Source organism: Microcoleus sp. A006_D1, assembly GCF_036702805.1.
In the GTDB taxonomy this organism is placed as follows: domain Bacteria; phylum Cyanobacteriota; class Cyanobacteriia; order Cyanobacteriales; family Microcoleaceae; genus Microcoleus.
Map to the genome: position 1 here is coordinate 66,689 of NZ_JAUBVZ010000010.1, position 19,572 is coordinate 86,260.

The 19,572-nt window shown below is 46.1% G+C and carries 21 protein-coding genes; 9 read left to right on the forward strand and 12 right to left on the reverse strand.

The window, feature by feature from the left end:
- Positions 1-180: 180 nt before the first annotated feature.
- From pruA to QUB68_RS18815, 6 genes are all read right to left on the reverse strand, one after another.
- Positions 181-3,156 carry an L-glutamate gamma-semialdehyde dehydrogenase gene (gene pruA, locus QUB68_RS18790; RefSeq protein ID WP_332995294.1) on the reverse strand — a complete coding sequence of 992 codons (2,976 nt, stop codon included), beginning with the start codon at positions 3,154-3,156 and terminating at the stop codon, positions 181-183.
- Positions 3,157-3,241: 85 nt separating this feature from the next.
- Entirely contained in the window at positions 3,242-4,210 is a 969-nt protein-coding gene (locus QUB68_RS18795; protein WP_332995296.1) for a hypothetical protein, read from the reverse strand.
- 290 nt (positions 4,211-4,500) lie between these two features.
- Entirely contained in the window at positions 4,501-7,023 is a 2,523-nt protein-coding gene (locus QUB68_RS18800; RefSeq protein ID WP_332995298.1) for a protein-arginine deiminase family protein, read from the reverse strand.
- Between the two features lie 88 nt (positions 7,024-7,111).
- Positions 7,112-7,453 carry a DUF5615 family PIN-like protein gene (locus QUB68_RS18805; RefSeq protein ID WP_332995300.1) on the reverse strand — a complete coding sequence of 114 codons (342 nt, stop codon included), beginning with the start codon at positions 7,451-7,453 and terminating at the stop codon, positions 7,112-7,114.
- A 3-nt stretch (positions 7,454-7,456) separates the two neighbouring features.
- The gene (locus tag QUB68_RS18810; protein WP_332995301.1) at positions 7,457-7,804 is read right to left on the reverse strand and encodes a DUF433 domain-containing protein; all 348 of its coding nucleotides are present in this window, start codon (positions 7,802-7,804) and stop codon (positions 7,457-7,459) included.
- Between the two features lie 56 nt (positions 7,805-7,860).
- On the reverse strand, positions 7,861-8,187 hold the full coding sequence (locus QUB68_RS18815) for a DUF433 domain-containing protein (protein WP_332995303.1): 327 nt from the start codon (positions 8,185-8,187) through the stop codon (positions 7,861-7,863).
- Between the two features lie 177 nt (positions 8,188-8,364).
- Between QUB68_RS18815 and QUB68_RS18820 the strand changes: the two genes are divergently transcribed.
- Together QUB68_RS18820 and QUB68_RS18825 are read left to right on the forward strand one after the other, a co-directional pair.
- Entirely contained in the window at positions 8,365-8,544 is a 180-nt protein-coding gene (locus QUB68_RS18820; RefSeq protein WP_332995305.1) for a hypothetical protein, read from the forward strand.
- A gap of 108 nt (positions 8,545-8,652) precedes the next feature.
- Positions 8,653-9,732: a GUN4 domain-containing protein gene (locus QUB68_RS18825; RefSeq protein WP_332995308.1), complete on the forward strand. Its 1,080-nt coding sequence runs from the start codon at positions 8,653-8,655 to the stop codon at positions 9,730-9,732.
- Positions 9,733-9,876: 144 nt separating this feature from the next.
- Here QUB68_RS18825 and QUB68_RS18830 read toward each other — a convergent pair whose 3' ends face one another.
- The 3 genes from QUB68_RS18830 to QUB68_RS18840 form a co-directional block, all read right to left on the reverse strand.
- Positions 9,877-10,491, reverse strand: a complete 615-nt coding sequence (locus QUB68_RS18830; RefSeq protein ID WP_332995310.1) for a COP23 domain-containing protein — start codon at positions 10,489-10,491, stop codon at positions 9,877-9,879.
- A gap of 341 nt (positions 10,492-10,832) precedes the next feature.
- Positions 10,833-11,423, reverse strand: coding sequence for a PIN domain-containing protein (locus tag QUB68_RS18835; protein ID WP_332995312.1), 591 nt, complete (start codon positions 11,421-11,423; stop codon positions 10,833-10,835).
- Positions 11,401-11,880, reverse strand: a complete 480-nt coding sequence (locus QUB68_RS18840; RefSeq protein WP_332995313.1) for an excisionase family DNA-binding protein — start codon at positions 11,878-11,880, stop codon at positions 11,401-11,403. Before QUB68_RS18840 ends, QUB68_RS18835 begins: the two co-directional genes overlap by 23 nt.
- A 32-nt stretch (positions 11,881-11,912) precedes the next feature.
- Here QUB68_RS18840 and QUB68_RS18845 point away from each other — a divergent pair, with 32 nt between their 5' ends.
- From QUB68_RS18845 to QUB68_RS18865, 5 genes are all read left to right on the forward strand, one after another.
- Complete coding sequence (locus tag QUB68_RS18845) at positions 11,913-12,041, forward strand: hypothetical protein (protein WP_332995314.1); 129 nt, start codon at positions 11,913-11,915, stop codon at positions 12,039-12,041.
- 4 nt (positions 12,042-12,045) lie between these two features.
- Positions 12,046-12,408 carry a tetratricopeptide repeat protein gene (locus QUB68_RS18850; RefSeq protein WP_332995315.1) on the forward strand — a complete coding sequence of 121 codons (363 nt, stop codon included), beginning with the start codon at positions 12,046-12,048 and terminating at the stop codon, positions 12,406-12,408.
- 94 nt (positions 12,409-12,502) lie between these two features.
- Positions 12,503-12,727: a type II toxin-antitoxin system HicB family antitoxin gene (locus QUB68_RS18855; protein ID WP_332995316.1), complete on the forward strand. Its 225-nt coding sequence runs from the start codon at positions 12,503-12,505 to the stop codon at positions 12,725-12,727.
- Positions 12,718-13,059, forward strand: coding sequence for a DUF433 domain-containing protein (locus QUB68_RS18860; RefSeq protein ID WP_332995318.1), 342 nt, complete (start codon positions 12,718-12,720; stop codon positions 13,057-13,059). Before QUB68_RS18855 ends, QUB68_RS18860 begins: the two co-directional genes overlap by 10 nt.
- Positions 13,059-13,421: a DUF5615 family PIN-like protein gene (locus QUB68_RS18865; RefSeq protein ID WP_332995320.1), complete on the forward strand. Its 363-nt coding sequence runs from the start codon at positions 13,059-13,061 to the stop codon at positions 13,419-13,421. Before QUB68_RS18860 ends, QUB68_RS18865 begins: the two co-directional genes overlap by 1 nt.
- Positions 13,422-13,594: 173 nt before the next feature.
- On the opposite strand, the gene QUB68_RS18870 is transcribed toward QUB68_RS18865, so the two are convergent.
- The 3 genes from QUB68_RS18870 to QUB68_RS18880 form a co-directional block, all read right to left on the reverse strand.
- Positions 13,595-15,004 carry an NAD(P)(+) transhydrogenase (Re/Si-specific) subunit beta gene (locus tag QUB68_RS18870; RefSeq protein ID WP_332995321.1) on the reverse strand — a complete coding sequence of 470 codons (1,410 nt, stop codon included), beginning with the start codon at positions 15,002-15,004 and terminating at the stop codon, positions 13,595-13,597.
- Positions 15,001-15,294 carry an NAD(P) transhydrogenase subunit alpha gene (locus QUB68_RS18875; RefSeq protein ID WP_106150865.1) on the reverse strand — a complete coding sequence of 98 codons (294 nt, stop codon included), beginning with the start codon at positions 15,292-15,294 and terminating at the stop codon, positions 15,001-15,003. Before QUB68_RS18875 ends, QUB68_RS18870 begins: the two co-directional genes overlap by 4 nt.
- Positions 15,295-15,584: 290 nt before the next feature.
- The gene (locus tag QUB68_RS18880; protein WP_332995323.1) at positions 15,585-16,733 is read right to left on the reverse strand and encodes a Re/Si-specific NAD(P)(+) transhydrogenase subunit alpha; all 1,149 of its coding nucleotides are present in this window, start codon (positions 16,731-16,733) and stop codon (positions 15,585-15,587) included.
- Positions 16,734-17,286: 553 nt separating this feature from the next.
- Between QUB68_RS18880 and QUB68_RS18885 the strand changes: the two genes are divergently transcribed.
- Together QUB68_RS18885 and QUB68_RS18890 are read left to right on the forward strand one after the other, a co-directional pair.
- Positions 17,287-17,799 carry a DUF2808 domain-containing protein gene (locus QUB68_RS18885; RefSeq protein WP_332995326.1) on the forward strand — a complete coding sequence of 171 codons (513 nt, stop codon included), beginning with the start codon at positions 17,287-17,289 and terminating at the stop codon, positions 17,797-17,799.
- A 352-nt stretch (positions 17,800-18,151) separates the two neighbouring features.
- Positions 18,152-19,465 (forward strand): MFS transporter, encoded by a 1,314-nt coding sequence (locus QUB68_RS18890; RefSeq protein WP_332995328.1) that lies wholly within the window; start codon positions 18,152-18,154, stop codon positions 19,463-19,465.
- Positions 19,466-19,572: the final 107 nt, after the last annotated feature.

Genomic DNA, 19,572 nt, shown 5'->3' on the forward strand with positions numbered 1-19,572 from the left:
CTGAAACCATTGAAAAATCTCGCTTTTATCCTCTTGCGAGATCCCCCTAAATCCCCCGAAAGCAAGGGGGACTTTGAGAAGAATCTTGTCCCCCCCTTGTGAAGGGGGGCTAGGGGGGATCTGGCCTCGGCGGTAAACAGCAGTCTCTGACTACGTTTGACGTTAAGTTGACACCAATGACTAATCGTCTACTCCTTCAATCGGCGCAAAACCTTGCCGCTGAATATTTTCCGTGATGGTGCGCGGTTCGAGGAATTGCAGCAAATAATCCGGGCCGCCAGCTTTGGAACCAACACCCGAAAGTTTGAATCCTCCGAAGGGTTGGCGCGATACCACTGCGCCAGTAATTCCGCGATTGATGTACAGGTTTCCGACTTCAAAATCGGCTTGGGCGCGATCGATATGCGAAGGCGTGCGAGAATACAATCCGCCAGTTAAAGCAAAATTCGTGCCGTTAGCAATCGTAATCGCTTCACTAAAATTCTTTGCCCGAATCACCGACAATACCGGGCCAAAAATTTCTTCTTGGGCGAGAGTTGCAGTCGGCGATACTTCCGTAACAATGACTGGGCCGACGAAATAACCTGTTTCCGGTGCGGACATTTCTAAGGCTATCTTAGCTTCAGCGCGACCTGTTTCGATGTATTCGCGGATGCGCGACTGGGCGGTGGCATCAATCACAGGGCCGACTTGAGTACCGGGATTTTCAGCAGGGCCGACATTGAGCGATCGCGTGGCTTCTACCAATCTTTCCACAAAAGCATCGTACACCGATTCGACCACAATTACTCGCGAACAAGCGGAACATTTTTGGCCGCTGTATCCAAAGGCCGAATAAACTACGCCTGCAACTGCTTGGTCTAAATCCGCACTTTCATCGACAATAATTGCATTCTTGCCGCCCATTTCCGCAATTACTCGCTTCAGGTGTTTTTGTCCAGGCTGCAAAATCGCAGCTTCGGCATAAATTTGACAGCCAACTTCCTGAGAACCGGTGAAAGTAATCATGTGAACATCGGGATGTTTCACCATGTAAGCGCCGACGGTTGAACCTTTGCAAGGCACGTATTGAAATACGCCTTTAGGAATCCCGGCTTCTAACAAAATTTCAGCTATCTTGGCAGCAATTACTGTGGAGAATTCCGCAGGCTTCAGCAAAGTACAGTTACCTGCAACCAGCGATGCAACTGTCATCCCGACGGGAATTGCTAGGGGAAAATTCCAAGGAGAAATAATCAGAGAAATGCCGCGTGGCTGATAAGTATAGCGGTTGTTTTCTCCAGCTATATCGTAATTTTTTCCTTGTTCTAACCGTTCCATTTCGTCGGCGTAGTAGCGACAGAAATCAATGGCTTCGGAGACTTCGGCATCGCATTCTCTGACTGGTTTACCGACTTCAAATACCATCCAAGCTGATAGTTCGTGGCGCCGTTGTTCCATCAATTCTGCTGCTTTGCGGAGGACTCCGGCGCGCTGGCGGACGGGGGTTTTCCGCCAACTGGTGGAGGCTGCTTTGGCTGCTTCTAGGGCTTGTTTGGCTTGTGCTTCGGACATTAATCCGATTTTGCCGACTACTTCTGCGGGATTGGAAGGGTTGAGAGAGTTAACTGTTGTTTCGGTGTTTTGGTACTCGCCGTCGATTAGCGGCAAATACGTTTTACCTAAGCTAGCCCGCACTGATTTGATGGCTGCTTCTGCTTGTTGCCGCAATTTGGTATTGGCGTAGTCGGTATCGGCGACGTTGGGAAATACTTTGCTGTAAGCTATCTGGTCGTTGCCATTGGCTACTGGGGCGGCTAATAATTGTTCGATCGGCATTTCTTCGGAACTTTGCCGAATAAACGAACTGTTGGCGGTATTTTCCAGCAAGCGGCGGATCAAATAGGCCATTCCTGGCAGCAAATCGCCGTAGGGACAGTAGACTCGGACGCGATAACCGCGATCGACCAAAAGCTTAGCCAATTTGTCGCCCATGCCATACAGCACTTGCATTTCAAAGCGGCGGCGCGGTATATTGAGAGTTTCGGCAATCGCGATCGCCCTGGCTTGCGATCGGACGTTGTGACTTGCGATCGCAGCATACAAATATTCGTGATTTTCCAGCAACAACTGAGTCATTGCTTCAAAATTTGCATCCGTAGCAACTTTATCGTTGTAGACAGGCTGCGGCCAATCTTTCTGCATCGCCTTGATAGTTTCCTGATCCCAGTAAGCGCCTTTCACCAGACGCACTGTTAGCGGATTCCCGCGTTTTTTCGCCCAAGCAATAATGCCTTGCAAATCTTGTTTGCTGTCCCGCAAATATGCCTGCATTGTAATTCCGACATCCGTGCGGCTGCGGAACTCTTCCTCTAACAATAAGTCTTTGAGAATGCTGAGAGTTAAACTCTTGTAGGCGTACTGTTCCATGTCAAAGTGAACGGCAGCCCCCAACTCTTTGGCGCGGCGCAATAACAGGCGAATTCTCTCGCTGACTTTCTCCTCGCTGCCTTTAGCATCCAGCGGATCAAACTGAGAATAAAAAGCCGTTAACTTCACAGATACTTGCACTCGCGGCAGAGTTTCGCCGTCAGCTTTGTCAATGGCATCTACCTGCGACCAATTCTTAGCTGCATTGCTCAATTCCGTCATCAATTCCAAATAGCGGTTCAGATAAACTTCCGCCTCAGTTTCAGTAATCACAGCTTCCCCCAAAAGGTCAACTGTAAAACCCATTTTATCTTTGCGAAGTCGTTCTAAGGTTTTAATTACCTGCTTGATATTTTCCCCAGAAATATACTTGTGCGCCAAAGTTTCCACCGCAGGCGCCACCGTAGTCGCAGCCAATTGGCCGGGGACAGAATCAGCATTAGCAAAGTTGAGCAATCTCTTCAATGCTTCCGGCAATTCTACCTCTTCCACAGTCAGGTATTCTTGCAAGTGGCGGGCAATTTCCGGCTTGCTGCGGAGGGCGGGCAAACAGTCAATAAATCGAAACAATTGCACCCGCAGTCCGGGACTGGCCATTGCCCAATCCATCAGTTTGTCGTCCCAGCGCATTTGGTCTTGCAGTTGGCCGAAAAACGATCGCTTTTTGTCTTGAGTTGCCTTCAGGATTTCTTTAGCTATTTCCTGAGTCTTGGCTTCGTAGATGCTTGGAGATATTTGTGCGACCATTGGTAATTAGTAATTGGTAATTGGTAATTGGCAACCAGGGCGGGTTGATGTATTTTGCAACTACCCCCTGATACGATTATACTTGCTATTTGACTTCAATTTTAACACCGTAGTTTGCTTGGCGATCGCCCGAAATTTCAATAATATAATCGCCGCTGCTGGCTAGTTGACCTTGCCACTGACCTGTGCTATCAACAGTACCTACTTTTTCACCGTTAGGAGCAATAATGTCGGCACTAACTTGACCTTCTTGAACCTTGACTGTCATGCTTTGGCCGCTATTGCAGTCGAGCAAGTAGCGTTTGGATTTGTTGGCCCGCAAACTATTGCTGAGAGTAGTTCCCGTAGCACCGGCCCCAAAGCTAACTCGTTCGGTTACAGGGGTTTCAATCGCAGCGCCAGAAGCAGCAGGCTCCGGCGACGGCGACGGCGCAAGTTGCGGAACGCCAGACAGGGATGGTATTTGAGTCTGGCCCGGCGACGGAGCAATTGTGGGGGGCAGTGCCTGCTGGGGTGCTGGGGGGAGTCCTGGCCGGCGGTTGGCGGGCGCTGCTGGGACAGGCGGAGGGCTTTCCGGCAGGGGTACGTCGGAGTGCAGTTTGATTTGAATGTTTGCTCTTTCTTGATACATTCTCCACCCCAGCAAAGCGCCCAGACTGAGCACGGAACCGACTAACATTCCGCTGAGAAAAACTGCCAATATTTGCCAGATTCTAGGTTGTTTCGGATCGGGATTGGCGGTGTAAGTTGTGGGTTGAGAATAACCGACGATGTGACTGGTTTCCGGCGCATTTTCGGCGGTCAGGGGGAGTGTTTCTGCTTCGTCAATTGCTGTTGAAATATTTTCAGTCGGCGCAAGTAGAGCGGGAGTTTCTGCGGCTTCGGAAGTTGCTGTTAAAGCAGCTTCACTCTGGGGATTTTCTGTAGGAGTTTCTGCTGGTTCGGAAGTTGAATCGACACTGGCAATTGCAGTGTTCGCGAACTCATCGCTGGCAGGGGAAATTGTTTCCGGTTGCTGAGTCAAAATTTGATTTTTTTCCTGTTCGTTACTCATAGGGCTAAATTTCTTGTACAAATACTGCTTTTAAATATTTTACGTTATCAGGACTTGCGCATTCAGGGCAAAGAAACCGGGTTTTTCACGAAAATCCTTCGTTATAGTGCAGAGATTAGGTAAAAAACCCGGTTTCTGACCACCCGTGCGTAAGTCCTAGTTATATCAAATCCGGTGATGGGCCAATGATACTGAGGGTGAGAGCGGGAGGCTCGCACTGAGGACTAAAGTCCTTACTACAAACCTGGTAAATATTGAGCACAAATTGCGATCGCAACTTTCTACAGACCTCAATTATTAGGCAAAGACTGCCAAAAAGGAATAGGTTCTGGCTTCCTCACAGTATTCGTCGCCGACTGCACGTTTCCTTTCAATTCTTGATAATACCTATCATCCAGAAAACTCACGCTAACGCCAGCAGGAAGCAGCAATTGGCGCAATCTTTCTTGAGTGTAATCTAGACCATCAACCATTGCCCCGCGCGGATTTGAAACTAACAACTTGCCGTTAACTGGCACCGAGTTTACCATATTCGGCCACCAAGCATAACCGCTGTAGCCAAACATCACCGGAACTTGAATAATTTGGTCGTCGGCGAGGGAAAACTCTCTTTTCAACTTCTCTAAAATCGGATTAAGTTTTTGCTGTTGCAAATTGAGATTGTGTTGAATTAAAGCTGGATTTGTCAAAGCAGCCCTGACTGTAGTTTCAGTGCTCAAGCCGCGATTGATTGTAACATCGCCGTACCCTTTTTCCGCCAATTCTTCCAATAACTTAACTCCGGCTTCTGGACTGGCGATCGCCATTATATATTTTCCGGGAGTTTGACTGGGAATAAAATTGATAATTTCATCGACTTGGCGAGTCAAAAGCCAAGAAGTATCAATATCCACCGCCGGCCCTTGAATTCTCTGAGCTTGAATAAAATCAAGTACCTCTGGATTAAAACCAGCATTCCCCGAATTCCCGTAATAAACTCGACCCATTGGATGTCCGGGAATCGGTGGCGTCACCTGCAAATTTCCGTAGCCATCAGACCACTGATTTACTGGGTCTAAAGAGCGAGGCTTGCCAATTTCAAATACTCTCAAATCTCGCTCTTGAGTTGATTTAGCAGGCGGCTTTTTATCGGATTCGCGATTGCTTTTAATGGCGACATTAACTTGACGCAAATCTGATTTTCCTGGAAGTTGAACGTAGCCATTTTTCTGACTGTCTTGCATCCAAGCATTATCGCCCTGGATAATTTTAACTTGAGCGCCCGTGGACTCTACAGCTTGTTTGAGTTGGGAGATAAATTCACTGTTTGCCGCGCCTCTGTCGCTGACCTGAACTTCTGTAACTGGTGCGGTATTTGACGCTATCATCCAAGGACTAACGCCCATTTGGATGGTTGTGGCGGCGATTTGTTGACCGTTGTTTTGGGCCGTTGCTTTGAGATTCACAGTGCCGTTCCAATTGCGATCGGCAAATTGTTTTGCTTCCACACCTAATACAATATTCGTGCTGAAAACCAGGGGTTTAGCACCGGATATATCGACGGGTTTCCAGCCGTCGGCAGTTTTCTGAAAAACGCTGATGTGAGGGCTGGCAATGCTATCAGCAGTGATGAATAATTGAGAGGTTTTGAAGTTTTCAGACAGGATTAAGTTAACTTGAGAAAGCATGGCTGCGCGGCGGGGGACGCTGACTTTGGTTTCTTGCCAAGTCGGTATTTTGCTGCGGCGATCGTTATTGCGATCGCTAAATAGAACGAGTGCGCCGCTAGACAATGACCATTGTTCTTTTCCGGCTTCGTCTTGCTGATTAATTTCGCCGTCTCTGTTAGTATCTCCCGCAAAGAAGAAGTTGGTCGGCGAGGCAGCGGGCGTTACTGGGGCGGGAGTTGGTGTTGCGGTTGATTCGGGAGTTGGTTGAGGACTTGCTGGTTGATTTAGTTCTAATTGTTGTCTTTGTTGTTCTTTTAGGGCTAGTTCTTGCTTTTCTAATTCTTGTCTGGTGAATTCTTTTAGTGCTAATTCTTGCCTTTCTTTTGCTTGGCGGGCGAGTTCTTGTTTTTCTTGTTCTTTGCGGACTAATTCTTGCCTTGCAAATTCTTGTTTTTCTATTTCTCTGCGGGCTTGTTCTTTTTTCTCTTGTTCTTGTCTCTCTATTTCGCGGCGAGCAAATTCTATTTTCTCTTGCTCTTTTCGGGCGATTTCTCTTACCTGTTCTTCCTCGGCTCTAATTTTCTGTGTAGACCGTGCTACTTGCCATTCGTAGGTAGCGACAGTGAGGTTTCCTTGATATTCGATGGTTTTGTCGATCGCCCGTTCAGCCAACAAAGAACCGTGGGGAATGAGCCGCAGGCTATTGATAGCAATCTGCCACAGGCGTTGTGACTGTTCCCAAGTAGCGGGATCGGCTTTAGAAGTGCGTCCAATGACGACGGCTTCGGAGGCTATTTTAGCAGCATAGTCCCAGTTATTTTTGGCTCTTTCTTCGAGTTCAATCTGACTTTGAAGGTTTTGGAGTTGCTGCGTCAGATTTTGGGATTGCTGGCGGTTGGTTTCCGGTTTCCAATGTTCTGGGGAAAACAGACTGGTATCGGGAGTTGGCGGGACGTTATCTAATTGTACTTTGAGGCGATCGCGCAATTTGTAGAGTTCCGGCAGCGATTGGGGAGTGTCGCCGTCGGGTTGTCGCGGGGAGAGTGCGAGTTGGTAGTTTAGGGAAGGTTGAGCCACTGTTGCGGGGATTGCAACCCAAATTATACCGATGACGACACCGAAAGCATTGACGATCGCGATCGCCACATATCGAACCCAGCGCATATAGTTAATCCTCAGACACCCAGATGATTCTACCTAATTTTGGTGCATTTAGTAAGATTTTAGGATGGTTTGGGCGACCAGCTTTTTTTCACTGTGACGGGCGGTTGACTCGAATTAATTTACCAGTCAATGTTTCTGCGGCGGAAATAGCATCATTAATTCGCGTCGCTAACCTCTCAAAATTTGGGTCTTCCGTGCAAACAACAATACCACTATGATCAGAGTTTTGAATATGCAATCGCATAAAATGACGGCGATTGCGCGTCAAAACTGTTCGGTAATTGCTCGCAGCAAAAGCTAACACATCTTCGTCAGGAATTTGAAGATTTGCATTCCCCGCTTCCCTTGCTGTTAATACATCATGACCCAAAGCCCGCAGTAATTCCACCACTGCTAGCGGAAAGTTTTCATCTGTGTAAAAACGTGCCAAATTTTAATAAACCTCACTTTCTTCCATAACTTCATCATTTTCTTTGATTGCTTGTTCAATTTCTTCTGGGTAAGCATCAGCATAAGCCCACGCATTTACCAAGTCAGCGGCGGTTAAATCGGGAAATGATTCTAGGATGATACCATCGGAAGCACCTAAACGGCGATCGCACACCAGCGACCAAACGGGTATGCGAGTATTGCCAACACAAGCATCACCGCCGCACACGCCGGGAGTTTTTTTAATTCCGAGGGAACCGTTGGTTAAAGTTTGAGTTAGGATGCTGATGAGTTTAGCTTTATCAACCGGATTTAAGGTTAAGACTTGAGTTTCTAATTCTTGTATAGTCATAAGTGCGATCGTTTGGCTCTGATATTAGTTAGATTATAGCAAATTCGTGCCATGTTTTATGCTTCTTCATTTTCTCTGATTGCTGTTTCAATTTCTTCTGGGTAAGCATCAGCATAAGCCCAAGCATTTACTAAGTCAGTCGCAGTTAAATGGGGATAACACTTAAAGAGTTCAGCATCACTGCATCCGAGACGGCGATACCCGACAAGTACCCAAACTTGTATCCGAGTATTGCCAACACAAGCATCACCGCCACACACGCCCGGAGTTTTTTCAATTCCTAGGGAACTATTGCTTAAACTTTGGACTAATAGCTGTATTGCCTGAGTTTTTTCAGTGGGAGTTAAGGCGAGTAGTTGTTTTTCTAATTCTTTCAGTGTCATTGTTTACTATTCCATTTTGATCGAAGTAATATTTGTGTTCTCCATCATATTCTAGCAAACTCACCCCTTCGAGTCCACCTGCTTAACCTCCTCCAATGTTAGCCCTAGCGACTCTGCAATTTGCTCGTCACTCAAGCCAAACTGCCTCAATTTCGCGATCGTTTCAATCTTGGCTAGATGCTTGTCGCGCCGGATGTCAGGAGTCGGGGGCTGACTTTCATCTGGGGTAGCAGTCGGGCTGCACCAAATCAAAAACCATTGCTTTTTCGCCTGCGGTATGGAAGTGCGATGCTTGCGGCTAGCGCGATCGTGTTTCTCGATGCCAATACAGCACTACAGTTTCAAATTAAAGTATAATTTTTTCAAGCAATGTCGTGTTCATCTCCTACCTGGAAAGCAACACATCACTGTTGTATAAAAATGTGTCCTTGATTCCATTTCTCCCTAAAACTACCAGTAAAAGCAATGAAATCTCGGCTTTGCTTGCTAATTCTTACCCTTCTCGCACTCTCCTTAACAAGCTGCGGACAGCAGAAGTCATCTCAAGAAATTGCCGAAACAGTTAAAAATAGTATCGTGCTGATTTCCTCCCAAAATGAAGGCGGACACGGTACGGGCTTTATTGTACCTGGCCCAAAAGGAGTTTGCACGGTTCTCACGGCACGTCATGTGGTTGAAGGGCGTAGTTTGAACCTGCAAACTGACGACCAAAAACTTCATAAAACTGACAGCATCCAAACAAGTCCTAATCTGGATTTAGCGGTGGTAACGTTTCCGTCAGTAGGGGAAACTTGTCCTTATCCAAGTTTAAAATTAGGCGATTCAGATAGCGTAAAAGTCTATGATAAAATTTATATTTCTGGGTTTCTAGGGGGGGCTGAAGGTGGCAAATTAGAGCAACAATCTGTTATCGGTTTTGTATCCAAGTTGGATGTGAGGTCAGAGGGTTATGGGATTTCCTATGACGCTTCTACTTTTTCCGGTATGAGTGGCAGTCCCGTTTTAGATGTTAACGGTAAAGTAGTAGCAGTTCACGGGGTCTCTATTAATGGTTTTCGGTGGGGAATTCCTATTAAAACTTATCTGGCAAATCAGTCTAATTGGGTGAATCAACCGATTGCTAAAGCAGAGTATTCTAAACTAGAACAGTTATTGGCGGCTGGCCAGTGGAAAGCAGCAGATGAGGAAACTGCTAGTAAAATGGTAGAGGTGGCGGTGAGGCAAAAAGAACGTATGCTAACCCAGGAAGATATGGAAAATTTTTCGTGTCCTGATTTGCGGGCGATGGATCGACTTTGGGTAAAATACAGTAATGGGCGCTTTGGCTTTTCTGTGCAGAAGCGCATTTACCAAAGTCTTGGCGGCACTAAAGAGTATAATCGAGAGGTATGGTTAGCTTACATCGATAAGACCAGCTTCGTGACTGCTAATGAAATAAAGGCTACTTATAATATCAATGCACCCGAAGGTCACCTCCCCTGGTATTTTTGGTTGACGTCTTCCTCGGCTGCTATAATGCCGAGAATTATAAATTGTAACCTATAGCCAAAATAAACTTTTCAGTGAATCAGGACTTACGCACTCCCACCAAAGAAACCGGGTTTTTTTCCGAATCTGCGGGATGTAACGAAGTATTTTCGCAAAAAACCCGGTTTCTGAACCCCATGGGTAATTCCTATAAGTTTAATATCACTTAGCAGAATTAGATCCAGCAAGCCGATCCGCCTCTGTCAAAAAAGGAGTTAAATCAATCACTGGCGACTTATCAGAAAAATTAGACTTTGCCAACTTACCCTCGCTATTTTGATAAACACCAGTACCTTTCCACAAATTTTCAGTCATATCTTGCACTGCTTTATAAGCCTCCGTTTCGCTACCGGGCTTCAACGTCACCACCAGCGGACAATTATCGCCACTCAACTTAGTTTTAGCGCAGATAACATATTGATTCGGCGTATTAGGATCGTCTCGATAAGCTAAGTTACTCAAACCATCTTTGCGATAAGTTTCCAAGCGTTCAGCAATTTTGTCGCAGCGTTTTGCCGGTGTATAATCACCGCCTAAAGTTGTCACCATTTTTAGCCAAGGTTGCGATCCTTTCTCGTGACGATACATCACAGTCCAAACATCACCTCCCCGCTGAGTATCTGGGCGAAGTTCGCAGAAAAAATTGGCGTTTTTTTCAAACAGCAAGGGTTGCCAACCTTGAGCATAAGCAATTGCTGCACCGGCAATACCCGCAAACAAAGATAGTAGACCCACAGTCAGGTTTGTGACGTTCCAAAACTTTCCCCCATTAGTCACGGTACATAATCCTCCAAAAAGTTAGGATAGACTAAAAAAACAAGCGATAATAGCTTCAGAAATTCTACATCAGCAAAGTAACACATTCCCGAAAAACTTACGTGTTTTTGAATGGTACTCATACCAATTCCGAAAATCAATGCTAGATATAGATTGTACGCGATATTCGTAGGGAAACGGCACTGCCGTGTCCTTGCCCGGATCTACATTCGTAGGGAAACGGCACTGCCGTGTCTTTGCCCGGATCTACATCCGTAGGGAAACGGCACTGCCGTGTCCTTACCCGAATCTACGGGTTTTAAGAAATGGGATAATTAGCCGATCGCCCTTTCATCATCCATCTACAAAATATTCTCATAATAACGTTGAATCCTATCAGCAAAAACCGGAACTTCCTCCCTCAACCTGACAAGTAATTCATCAACAGTCAGGGGTGGATTTTTCAAATCCTCAGCTTGCTGCGAAACCAAATTAGCCATCAAATCCGGCGCAACCTCATAAAGTCGATTCAGAAAAACATCAGGGTGCAGCGCCACAATACCCCAAGCATTGAGAGAATCCGGGGGAAAATCTCGGAGGTTAGACGTAACAATAACTTGAGCTTTCGCAATTACCGCAGCCGCCGCCACATGGCGATCGCCCGGATCGTTAGTCATCTGCTGAATCAAATCCTCCGGGACTTCAACCATTGCATTGGGAAAAGCTTCCTTAAGTGCAGCCTCAAAACGCGCCGCCTTCTGAATCGTCATCCTTCCAGTATTAACAAGATTGCGAGTTGCACCAGCTAAAATTTCTTGTGACCAATATAGATCGTACAGCCCATCTTCGGCAGCGCGAAATAGCGTGTCGCGCAAGTACATAGGAAAAATCACACAGGAATCCAAGACAACAGGATAGGGAGTCAGCCTGCTAGCTGTATACTCTATTCTCATTGAGTTCCTCTTCTTGGCTAAACTCAGCTAATTCTCTCAAAATCTCGCGGCGTTTAACAGTGCGCTGCTTTTTATATGCCATTAAATCTGCTAAACAAATCCGCCGCTCAGACCCTACCTTCACATACTTAATTGCCCCTTCTGCTAAGAGTTTTATCAAAAATGGTTGCGATACATTCAGCAAAATAGCAGCTTCTTCAACAGTCATATCTTGCTCGATAGGCACTAAAGACACGGCTTGACCAGCAGCCATTAAATGTGCAGCTTGACGCAGCAATTGATGGAGGGATTCAGGAAGTGCGATCTGCTCGCCGCCAACTTGCACAAATTTTACTTTTAATCTCTCAGAATCACCATTTTCTATCTCGTTCTCTAGCACTTGATCTAACAATTTAATAACTTTTGTTTCTTCCTCTGTCGGAAAAACCGGATCTAGGAGGATTTTTTGTCGGTTCATGGGTATGCTTCATGAATTGGTTTAATGCTACTATGATAGCAACTCCAGCTTGTCAGCGATCGCCATTTGCGACAATGCAACCCAATAACTGCGATAGCAGTGAATCTACCCCCGAACCGCCGCGCAAAAGATGCGAGTATTGTGAAGAATTATTGTCTTAAGAAAATGTCTGATTTAGCAAAAGGTCTAGCCGCTTTTAATACTCAAAATTACACCCAAGCGTTTAGCTTGTTAAAACCGCTAGCAGAACAGGGAAATGCTGAATCCCAGTGCATCATTGCCAGTATGTACCATTTAGGATTAGGTGTAGAAACAAGTACCATTAAAGCTATTCAATGGTACATCAAATCCGCTGAACAAGGCTATGGTGTTGCTTCCAACAACTTAGCAGGAATTTATCTGTGCGGTGCAGACGGCGTAGCAGCCGATCGCACTCAAGCAGATCACTGGTTTCAAAAAGCCAGAGAACAAGGCTTTCCACATACACCAATCTCCAGCGACTACTTGAACCAAGCTATCATCGCATAAAACGATCGCCCATCTGCACAAAAGAGCAAAAGATGCGATATAATATCAAGTAAAACTATAATTGTTTGAGCTTGGCAGTCCGCCACTTCAAATTATGAAGTCAACACAACAGTTTACAGCAATCATTGAACGAGAAGGCGACGGATATGTATCCCTTTGCCCAGAACTTGATATTGCCAGCCAAGGTGACAATATAGAAGAAGCTCGACGGAATCTGATCGAGGCGCTAGAACTATTTTTTGAGACAGCAGATCCTTCTGAAGTCCAGAATCGGCTGCATAGTGAATTTAGGAAAAATGATAAAAAATCATGCAATTAGAAGATTACTTTGACTTTTTAACCCTTGAAGATATCCGCATCAAAGGAACCCGCGTAGGTATCGAACACGTTCTCTACGAATACATCCACTGCGGCAAAACTCCAGAAGCCATAGCTCAAAAATTTCGGACAGTGACTATGGCTCAAGTTTATGCCACAATTCTCTACTATCTGGAAAATCAAGAAACTGTAGGTAAATATGTAGGAGATTGGTTAGAATACTGCCTCAAAGCTGAAGCTGAATACGATCGCAATCCATCACCTTTTGTCTTAAAAATGCGTAAAATTAAGGAACAAAAAAATACATCTAAACAACTGGATCGAGTTCATTAATGACTGTCAAATACCTGCTAGACGAAAATATAGACCCTGACTATCGGGTGCAGCTTTTGTATCATCAATCCGATATCGTCGTTTTGATGGTTGGCGATGAAGGTGTGCCGCCGAAAGGAACGAAAGATCCAGAAATCTTGTGTTGGTGCGAGGAGAATAACTTTATCCTCGTTACTAATAACCGACGTTCAATGCCAGTTCATTTGTCAGATCATACAGCCCAAGGTCGTCACGTTCTAGGAATTCTCACAATCCGATTGAATGCAGATATGGGCAAAGTGATTGATGAGTTAATTGAAATTGCCGGCGCATCTTTTGAAAATGAGTATCAAGATCGGATTGAATTTATCCCACTGATGTAATTTATCTCACAGAAAGACTCGGCGATTGAAATCGCGACTACACAAACGAAGTCGGCCTCCGCCGACTGAAGAGTATTGATATCAAAACTAAATCGCAACAAAAACCCGGTTTATTGGATAAACCGGGTTTAATTATCTGCGTTAATTCCCGTTAATGTACGATCGCAAAAATCCTACAACTGCTTCACCTCAGCAACCAATTTTGCAACCACATCCTTAGCGCTACCAAACAACATCATCGTCTTATCCTTATAAAACAACTCATTGTCAACACCAGAAAAACCAGCACTCATCCCGCGCTTAATCACGATCGTATGCTTGGCCTTATCAACCTCCAAAATCGGCATCCCATAAATCGGGCTCGCCGTATCGTGACGCGCCGCCGGATTCACCACATCATTCGCCCCAATTACCAAAGCAACATCGGTTTCCTCAAATTGCGGGTTGATATCGTCCATATCGTACAACTGCGGATAAGGCACGTTTGCTTCCGCCAGCAACACATTCATGTGCCCAGGCATCCGCCCAGCCACCGGGTGAATCGCGTATTTCACGTCAACACCCATTTTTTCCAAACCGTCGGCTAACTCGCGTACCGCGTGCTGCGCTTGCGCTACAGCCATCCCGTAACCGGGAATAATTACCACCGATCGCGCATAGCCTAACATCATCGCACTTTCTTCCAGATTGATGCTGCGAACAGTTTTGTCAGTAGCGCCCGCAACCGCACCCGCAGCAGCCGCACTACCGCCACCGCCTCCAAATGCGCCAAACAGCACACTAGAGATCGATCGATTCATCGCCTTACACATGATCTGCGTCAAAATGATTCCCGACGCGCCCACAAGTGCCCCAGCAATGATTAGCATATTGTTCATCAAAATGAACCCAGCCACACTCGCCGCAATCCCCGAATAGGAGTTAAGCAGCGACACCACCACCGGCATATCACCACCGCCAATCGGCAGCACAAACATGATGCCCAAAATATTAGAAATCGCCACCAAAGCCAGGAATACCGGTACATCCTCCGGGTGAAACAGCATATAACCGCTACCGACTAAAAGCGCGATCGCCAGTAAAGCATTAAACGGCTGTTGTAGCGGAAACGAAATCGGAGCACCCGGCAGCAATTCTTGCAGTTTTGCAAACGCCACAAGGCTACCAGTAAAGGTAATTCCGCCGATTAAAACGCCCAAAAGGATTGTAATCGTCGCGTCGGGAGTTGGCGATTGCGGGATGCTGAGATAGCGCCAGAATTCACCCACAGCAACGAGTGCAGAAGCCGCGCCCCCGAAACCGTTAAGCAAACCCACCATCTGCGGCATATCCGTCATCGCGACGGTTTTCGCCATAATTGTTCCCAAAATGGAACCGATGATAATTCCCACTGTAATGAGCTCGTAGCTGACTACTTGCTTTTCGAGTAAAGTACCGACGATCGCAATAAACATCCCGATCGCAGCTAACACGTTTCCTTGACGCGCAGTAGCCGGGGAACCCAATTGTTTCAAACCGACGATAAATAAAGATGCGGCCACTAGATAGCCTAGCTGAATGCCACTGGGCAGAAAATCGCTCACGCTTTAACCTCTTTTTTCTTGAACATTTGCAGCATTCGATCGGTTACTAAGAAACCGGCGACTACGTTAATTGTGGCTAGGGCGATCGCGATCGTCCCCAAAATCGAAGTAACAGTCACATTACCTTGGCCAGAAATCAGAATTGCACCTAAAACCGCAATTCCTGAAATCGCATTGGAACCCGACATCAAAGGTGTGTGCAGCGTCGGCGGGACTTTATTGATTACTTCAAATCCCACAAACGACGCTAGCGTAAACACTACTAAACCTGCAATCAATCCTTCTGCCATGACAATTTGTAATTTGGTAATGGGTAATTGGTGTCAATTTAACGCTAAAGTCCTTTTTATCTCTCGTTTCTTGCCTAGTCTCTATCCCCCTAAATCCCCTTTAAAAAGGGGGACTTTGAATGCTTCTTGTCCCCCCCTTCTTAAGGGGGGCTAGGGGGGATCTGGGCCTGGTCGCCAAACAACAGTATCTGACCACATTTGACGTGTTTGTTGACACCAATGGGTAATCAGTAATGACTCGTTGTAGAGCATTGTAACGAGAGAGGACTGAAGTCCTTACTACAAACCTGTTAATTGACTACTGAAGCTTGAGCCGTCAAAGCATCTCGCACGCGCTGGTTACTAATTTCGCCATCGCGAGCCACACAGGAACCAGCGATGATATCATCTTCAAAATTCAAAATTAGTTCCTGATCTTTCAGCATTAACTGAAGTAAAGACGAGACATTCTTCGAGTAAGTTTCGCTAGCATGAACAGGCATTGAACCAGGCAAATTAATCGGCCCAATCACATTAACACCATTCCATTCAACATCTTTACCCGCTTCCGTGCACTCGCAATTGCCGCCTTGTTCGGCCGCGAGGTCAACAATTACTGCTCCCGGTTTCATTTGAGCCACCATTTCTCTAGTAACTAAAATCGGGGCTTTTCTACCAGGAACTTGAGCGGTTGTAATTACCGCATCGGAAGCGCCGACGTGCTGGGTGAGCACTTGGCGGGTGTGTTCTTTAGCTGCTTCTGATAATTCTTTAGCATAGCCGCCTGCTGCTACAGTTTCTTCCTTGAGTTCAACATCAATAAATTTAGCACCCAAACTTTGCACTTGTTCTTTTGTTTCCGGGCGAATGTCGAAGGCTTCGACTACTGCGCCTAAACGGCGTGCTGTGGCGATCGCCTGTAAGCCCGCAACGCCCACACCCATTACCAACACTTTCGCGGGGCGAATCGTACCCGCCGCCGTTGTCAGCATTGGGAAATACTTCGGTAAAGCCGCTGCTGCGATCAGTACGGCTTTATAACCGGCGACGTTGGCCTGGGATGACAGTGCATCCATGCTTTGAGCCCTGCTGGTACGCGGAATCATTTCCATGCTGAATGCTGTTACTTTGCGATCGGCCAACCGCTGCACTAAAGCCGGATTTCCCAAAGGATTCAAAAATCCGATGAAAACTCCACCTTCGCGAAGTTGATGAACTTCTGATTCTTTGAGCTCCCCGATTTTGACGACGACATCGGCTTCGCCCCACAGCGTAGCGGTATCGGCGACAACACGAGCTCCGGCTTCTTCGTAAGCAATATCCGAGAAAAAGGATTTTGCGCCGGCACCGGCCTCAACCCAAACTTCGACGCCTTGTTTGACTAATCGGGCTACAGCGTCGGGTACTAAGGCTACCCGGCGTTCCTCTGCTTCAAATTCTTTGGCGATCGCTAATTTCATGGACTCTCCTTATACTCTAGACACAGACAGGGCGGTTGAAACCGCGTCTACACAGACAAAACCTGCCTCCGCTGAAGACACAGACAGGGCGGTTGAAACCGCGTCTACACAGACAAAACCTGCCTCCGCAGGTTGAAATTCAAATTTCCCAGTCGGCGTCCGGCGGACATCGTTTGTGTAGGCGCGATTTCAATCGCTGGCTTTCCTCATCCGCGGAGGCGGACATCGTTTGTGTAGGCGCGATTTCAATCGCTGGCTGGCTTCTCACGTTGATAGTAAAGCCGATCGCCAAAATTACACTCGCTTCTTTAACTTGTCTTATAGATTCAATTTCGCTAAACTGTTAAATTTGCAGCCGAGCATGATACAATAAAGCGCTGCCTAATTCTGTAGTTTAAATGTCAGTTGTCAGTATTACGCAAAAAATAATTGACTGAGCGCGATCGATCCGGCTGATAGAATTCTTGAGACATTCGGTATATTGTAGGCACGATCGCAAATTTAGGGCGATCGATATTTAAGCTTCACCAGCATTTTGATTAGAGGAGTGATTATGAGACGATTATTTTCAGCACTAGCAGTTACAGGTTGCTTGGTTGCTGCGTTACCCGCCATCAGTTTAGCCCAAGGAATGCCTGGATTCACGATTTTCGGCGGCCCCGATCGCGCGAATCAATTAAACTACCGCTTGGATTACGGCAAAGCCGGGATGAGTGGCGACAGATACCGGCTGCGAATTCCTTCCAAAAAAGTAAGTTTGGCGATCGCGCAACTCAACATCTCCTATCCAGACTACTACAAAGGCGAATTCGACCAAAAAGACATTAAAGTCCGCGTCAAAAACAAAACAATAGAATTGCAAGAAGTCATCTGGGACAAAGAAAATCGATTCATAGAAATTTATCCCAAAGATCCAATTCCTGCCGGTAACAACGTTGAGGTTGTACTCTCCAACGTCAGAAATCCAAGTCCCGGGGGAATGTACCATTTCAACGTCCGCATCCGCACCCCAGGGGATGTTCCCTTGCTGCGTTATTTAGGTACTTGGCTGTTGAGCATTGAGTAAAGTTTGAGGAAAGAATTTTTCGTCATTCAAGCGATCGCGACAGAAAGATATCACTGTGGCGATCGTTTTGCTGTTGGGCAAAAATGTAACAAATAGGATTTACGCACGGGTGGCCAGAAACCGGGTTTTTGCTCCAAAATACTCGGTTGCAGCCCTAGAATACGCAAAAAACCCGGTTTCTTTGCTTGCAGTGCATAAACCCTGAATACTCAAATTTTGGAGTTCGGAAGTCCAAAAATAGAACCTCCGGCTTATATCCTAATTTTAAATAATTCGTAAAATTAATCTAGGTGTAATCCCCCGATGTTTGCCCCTCGCTAATTAGGCGTAAGCTTAGGGCGCTACCTAAAAAATGTTTACCAATCACATCGGATTGCTCAAGCCATACTCTCGCATGAATCTACTAGCAAAAATTAAAACAATCAAACTTCCTCCAGCACTGCGATCGCAAAATTATCGCCTATTTTTTGCAGGACAAGGCATCTCACTCATTGGCAGTTGGATGACGCAAGTCGCTACTATTTGGCTTGTCTACAATTTAAGCGATTCACCTTGGATGCTGGGCGTAGTGGGATTTACCAGTCAAATCCCCACATTAATTTTACTGCCTTTTGCCGGAGTTTTAATCGATCGCTGGAATCGGCACCGAGTGATAGTTGTCACTCAAATATTAGCGATGGTTCAATCCTTAGCCCTAGCATTTTTAGCTCTAACAGGAGTCATCAATATTTGGCAGATCCTGATCCTGAGTTTTTGTCAAGGGGCAATTAACGCCTTTGACGCGCCCGCACGACAAGCATTTGTGCCCGAGCTCGTAGAAAAGAGAGAAGACTTAGCAAATGCGATCGCCCTCAACGCTTCCATGTTCAACGGAGCCCGACTAATCGGCCCAGCAATTGCAGGTTTGCTGATAGCTACAGTCGGCCCAAGTTATTGCTTTCTTATTGACGGAATCAGCTATATTGCTGTAATTGCAGGCTTATTAGCAATGCAAATCAAGCCTAGGAAAATTGCAGCAACCAATACAAAGCCCTTACAAAGATTAAAAGAAGGATTCGTTTATGCCTTCGGATTTCCCCCGATTAGAGCAATCTTACTGCTATTAGCATTAGTCAGCTTCGCCGGAATGTCGCACACAGTATTAGTTCCCATTTTTGCCACCCAAATCCTGCACGGCGGCGCGCAAACCCTCGGATTTTTGATGGCAGCTTCAGGAGTCGGAGCCTTTGCCGGCGCGATTTATTTGATTGGACGCAAAAGTGTCGTTGGCCTCGGCAAATTGATTGCGATTTCCCCGGCCATCATGGGATTTGGACTGATCGGTTTTGGTTTATCCCAAGTCTTGTGGTTGTCATTAATCATGATGCTGTTTGTGGGATTTGGTTTCATTATCCAATTTGCCGGAGGAAACACATTTTTGCAAACAATTGTGGAAGACGACAAACGCGGCAGAGTGATGAGCATCTACACAATGGCATTTTTTGGAGTCACACCGTTTGGGAACTTAGTAGGAGGCGGCTTGGCAAATTATATCGGCGCTCCCAATACAGTCATAATTGGTGGTATAATTTGTATTTTAGGTTCAATGTTTTTTACCAAACAGCTTCCCGCTTTAAAAAACTTAGTCAGACCAATTTATCAAAAAATGGGTTTAATTCCGCAGTAGTGATTTAGTACCGAAGCACAAACACCAAAATTAAACAAGATTGCTAAAGCTAAAATATAACTGGTTTTTAGCAATTTTCAACAATTTGTTAACCTCTTTCTCTGCTC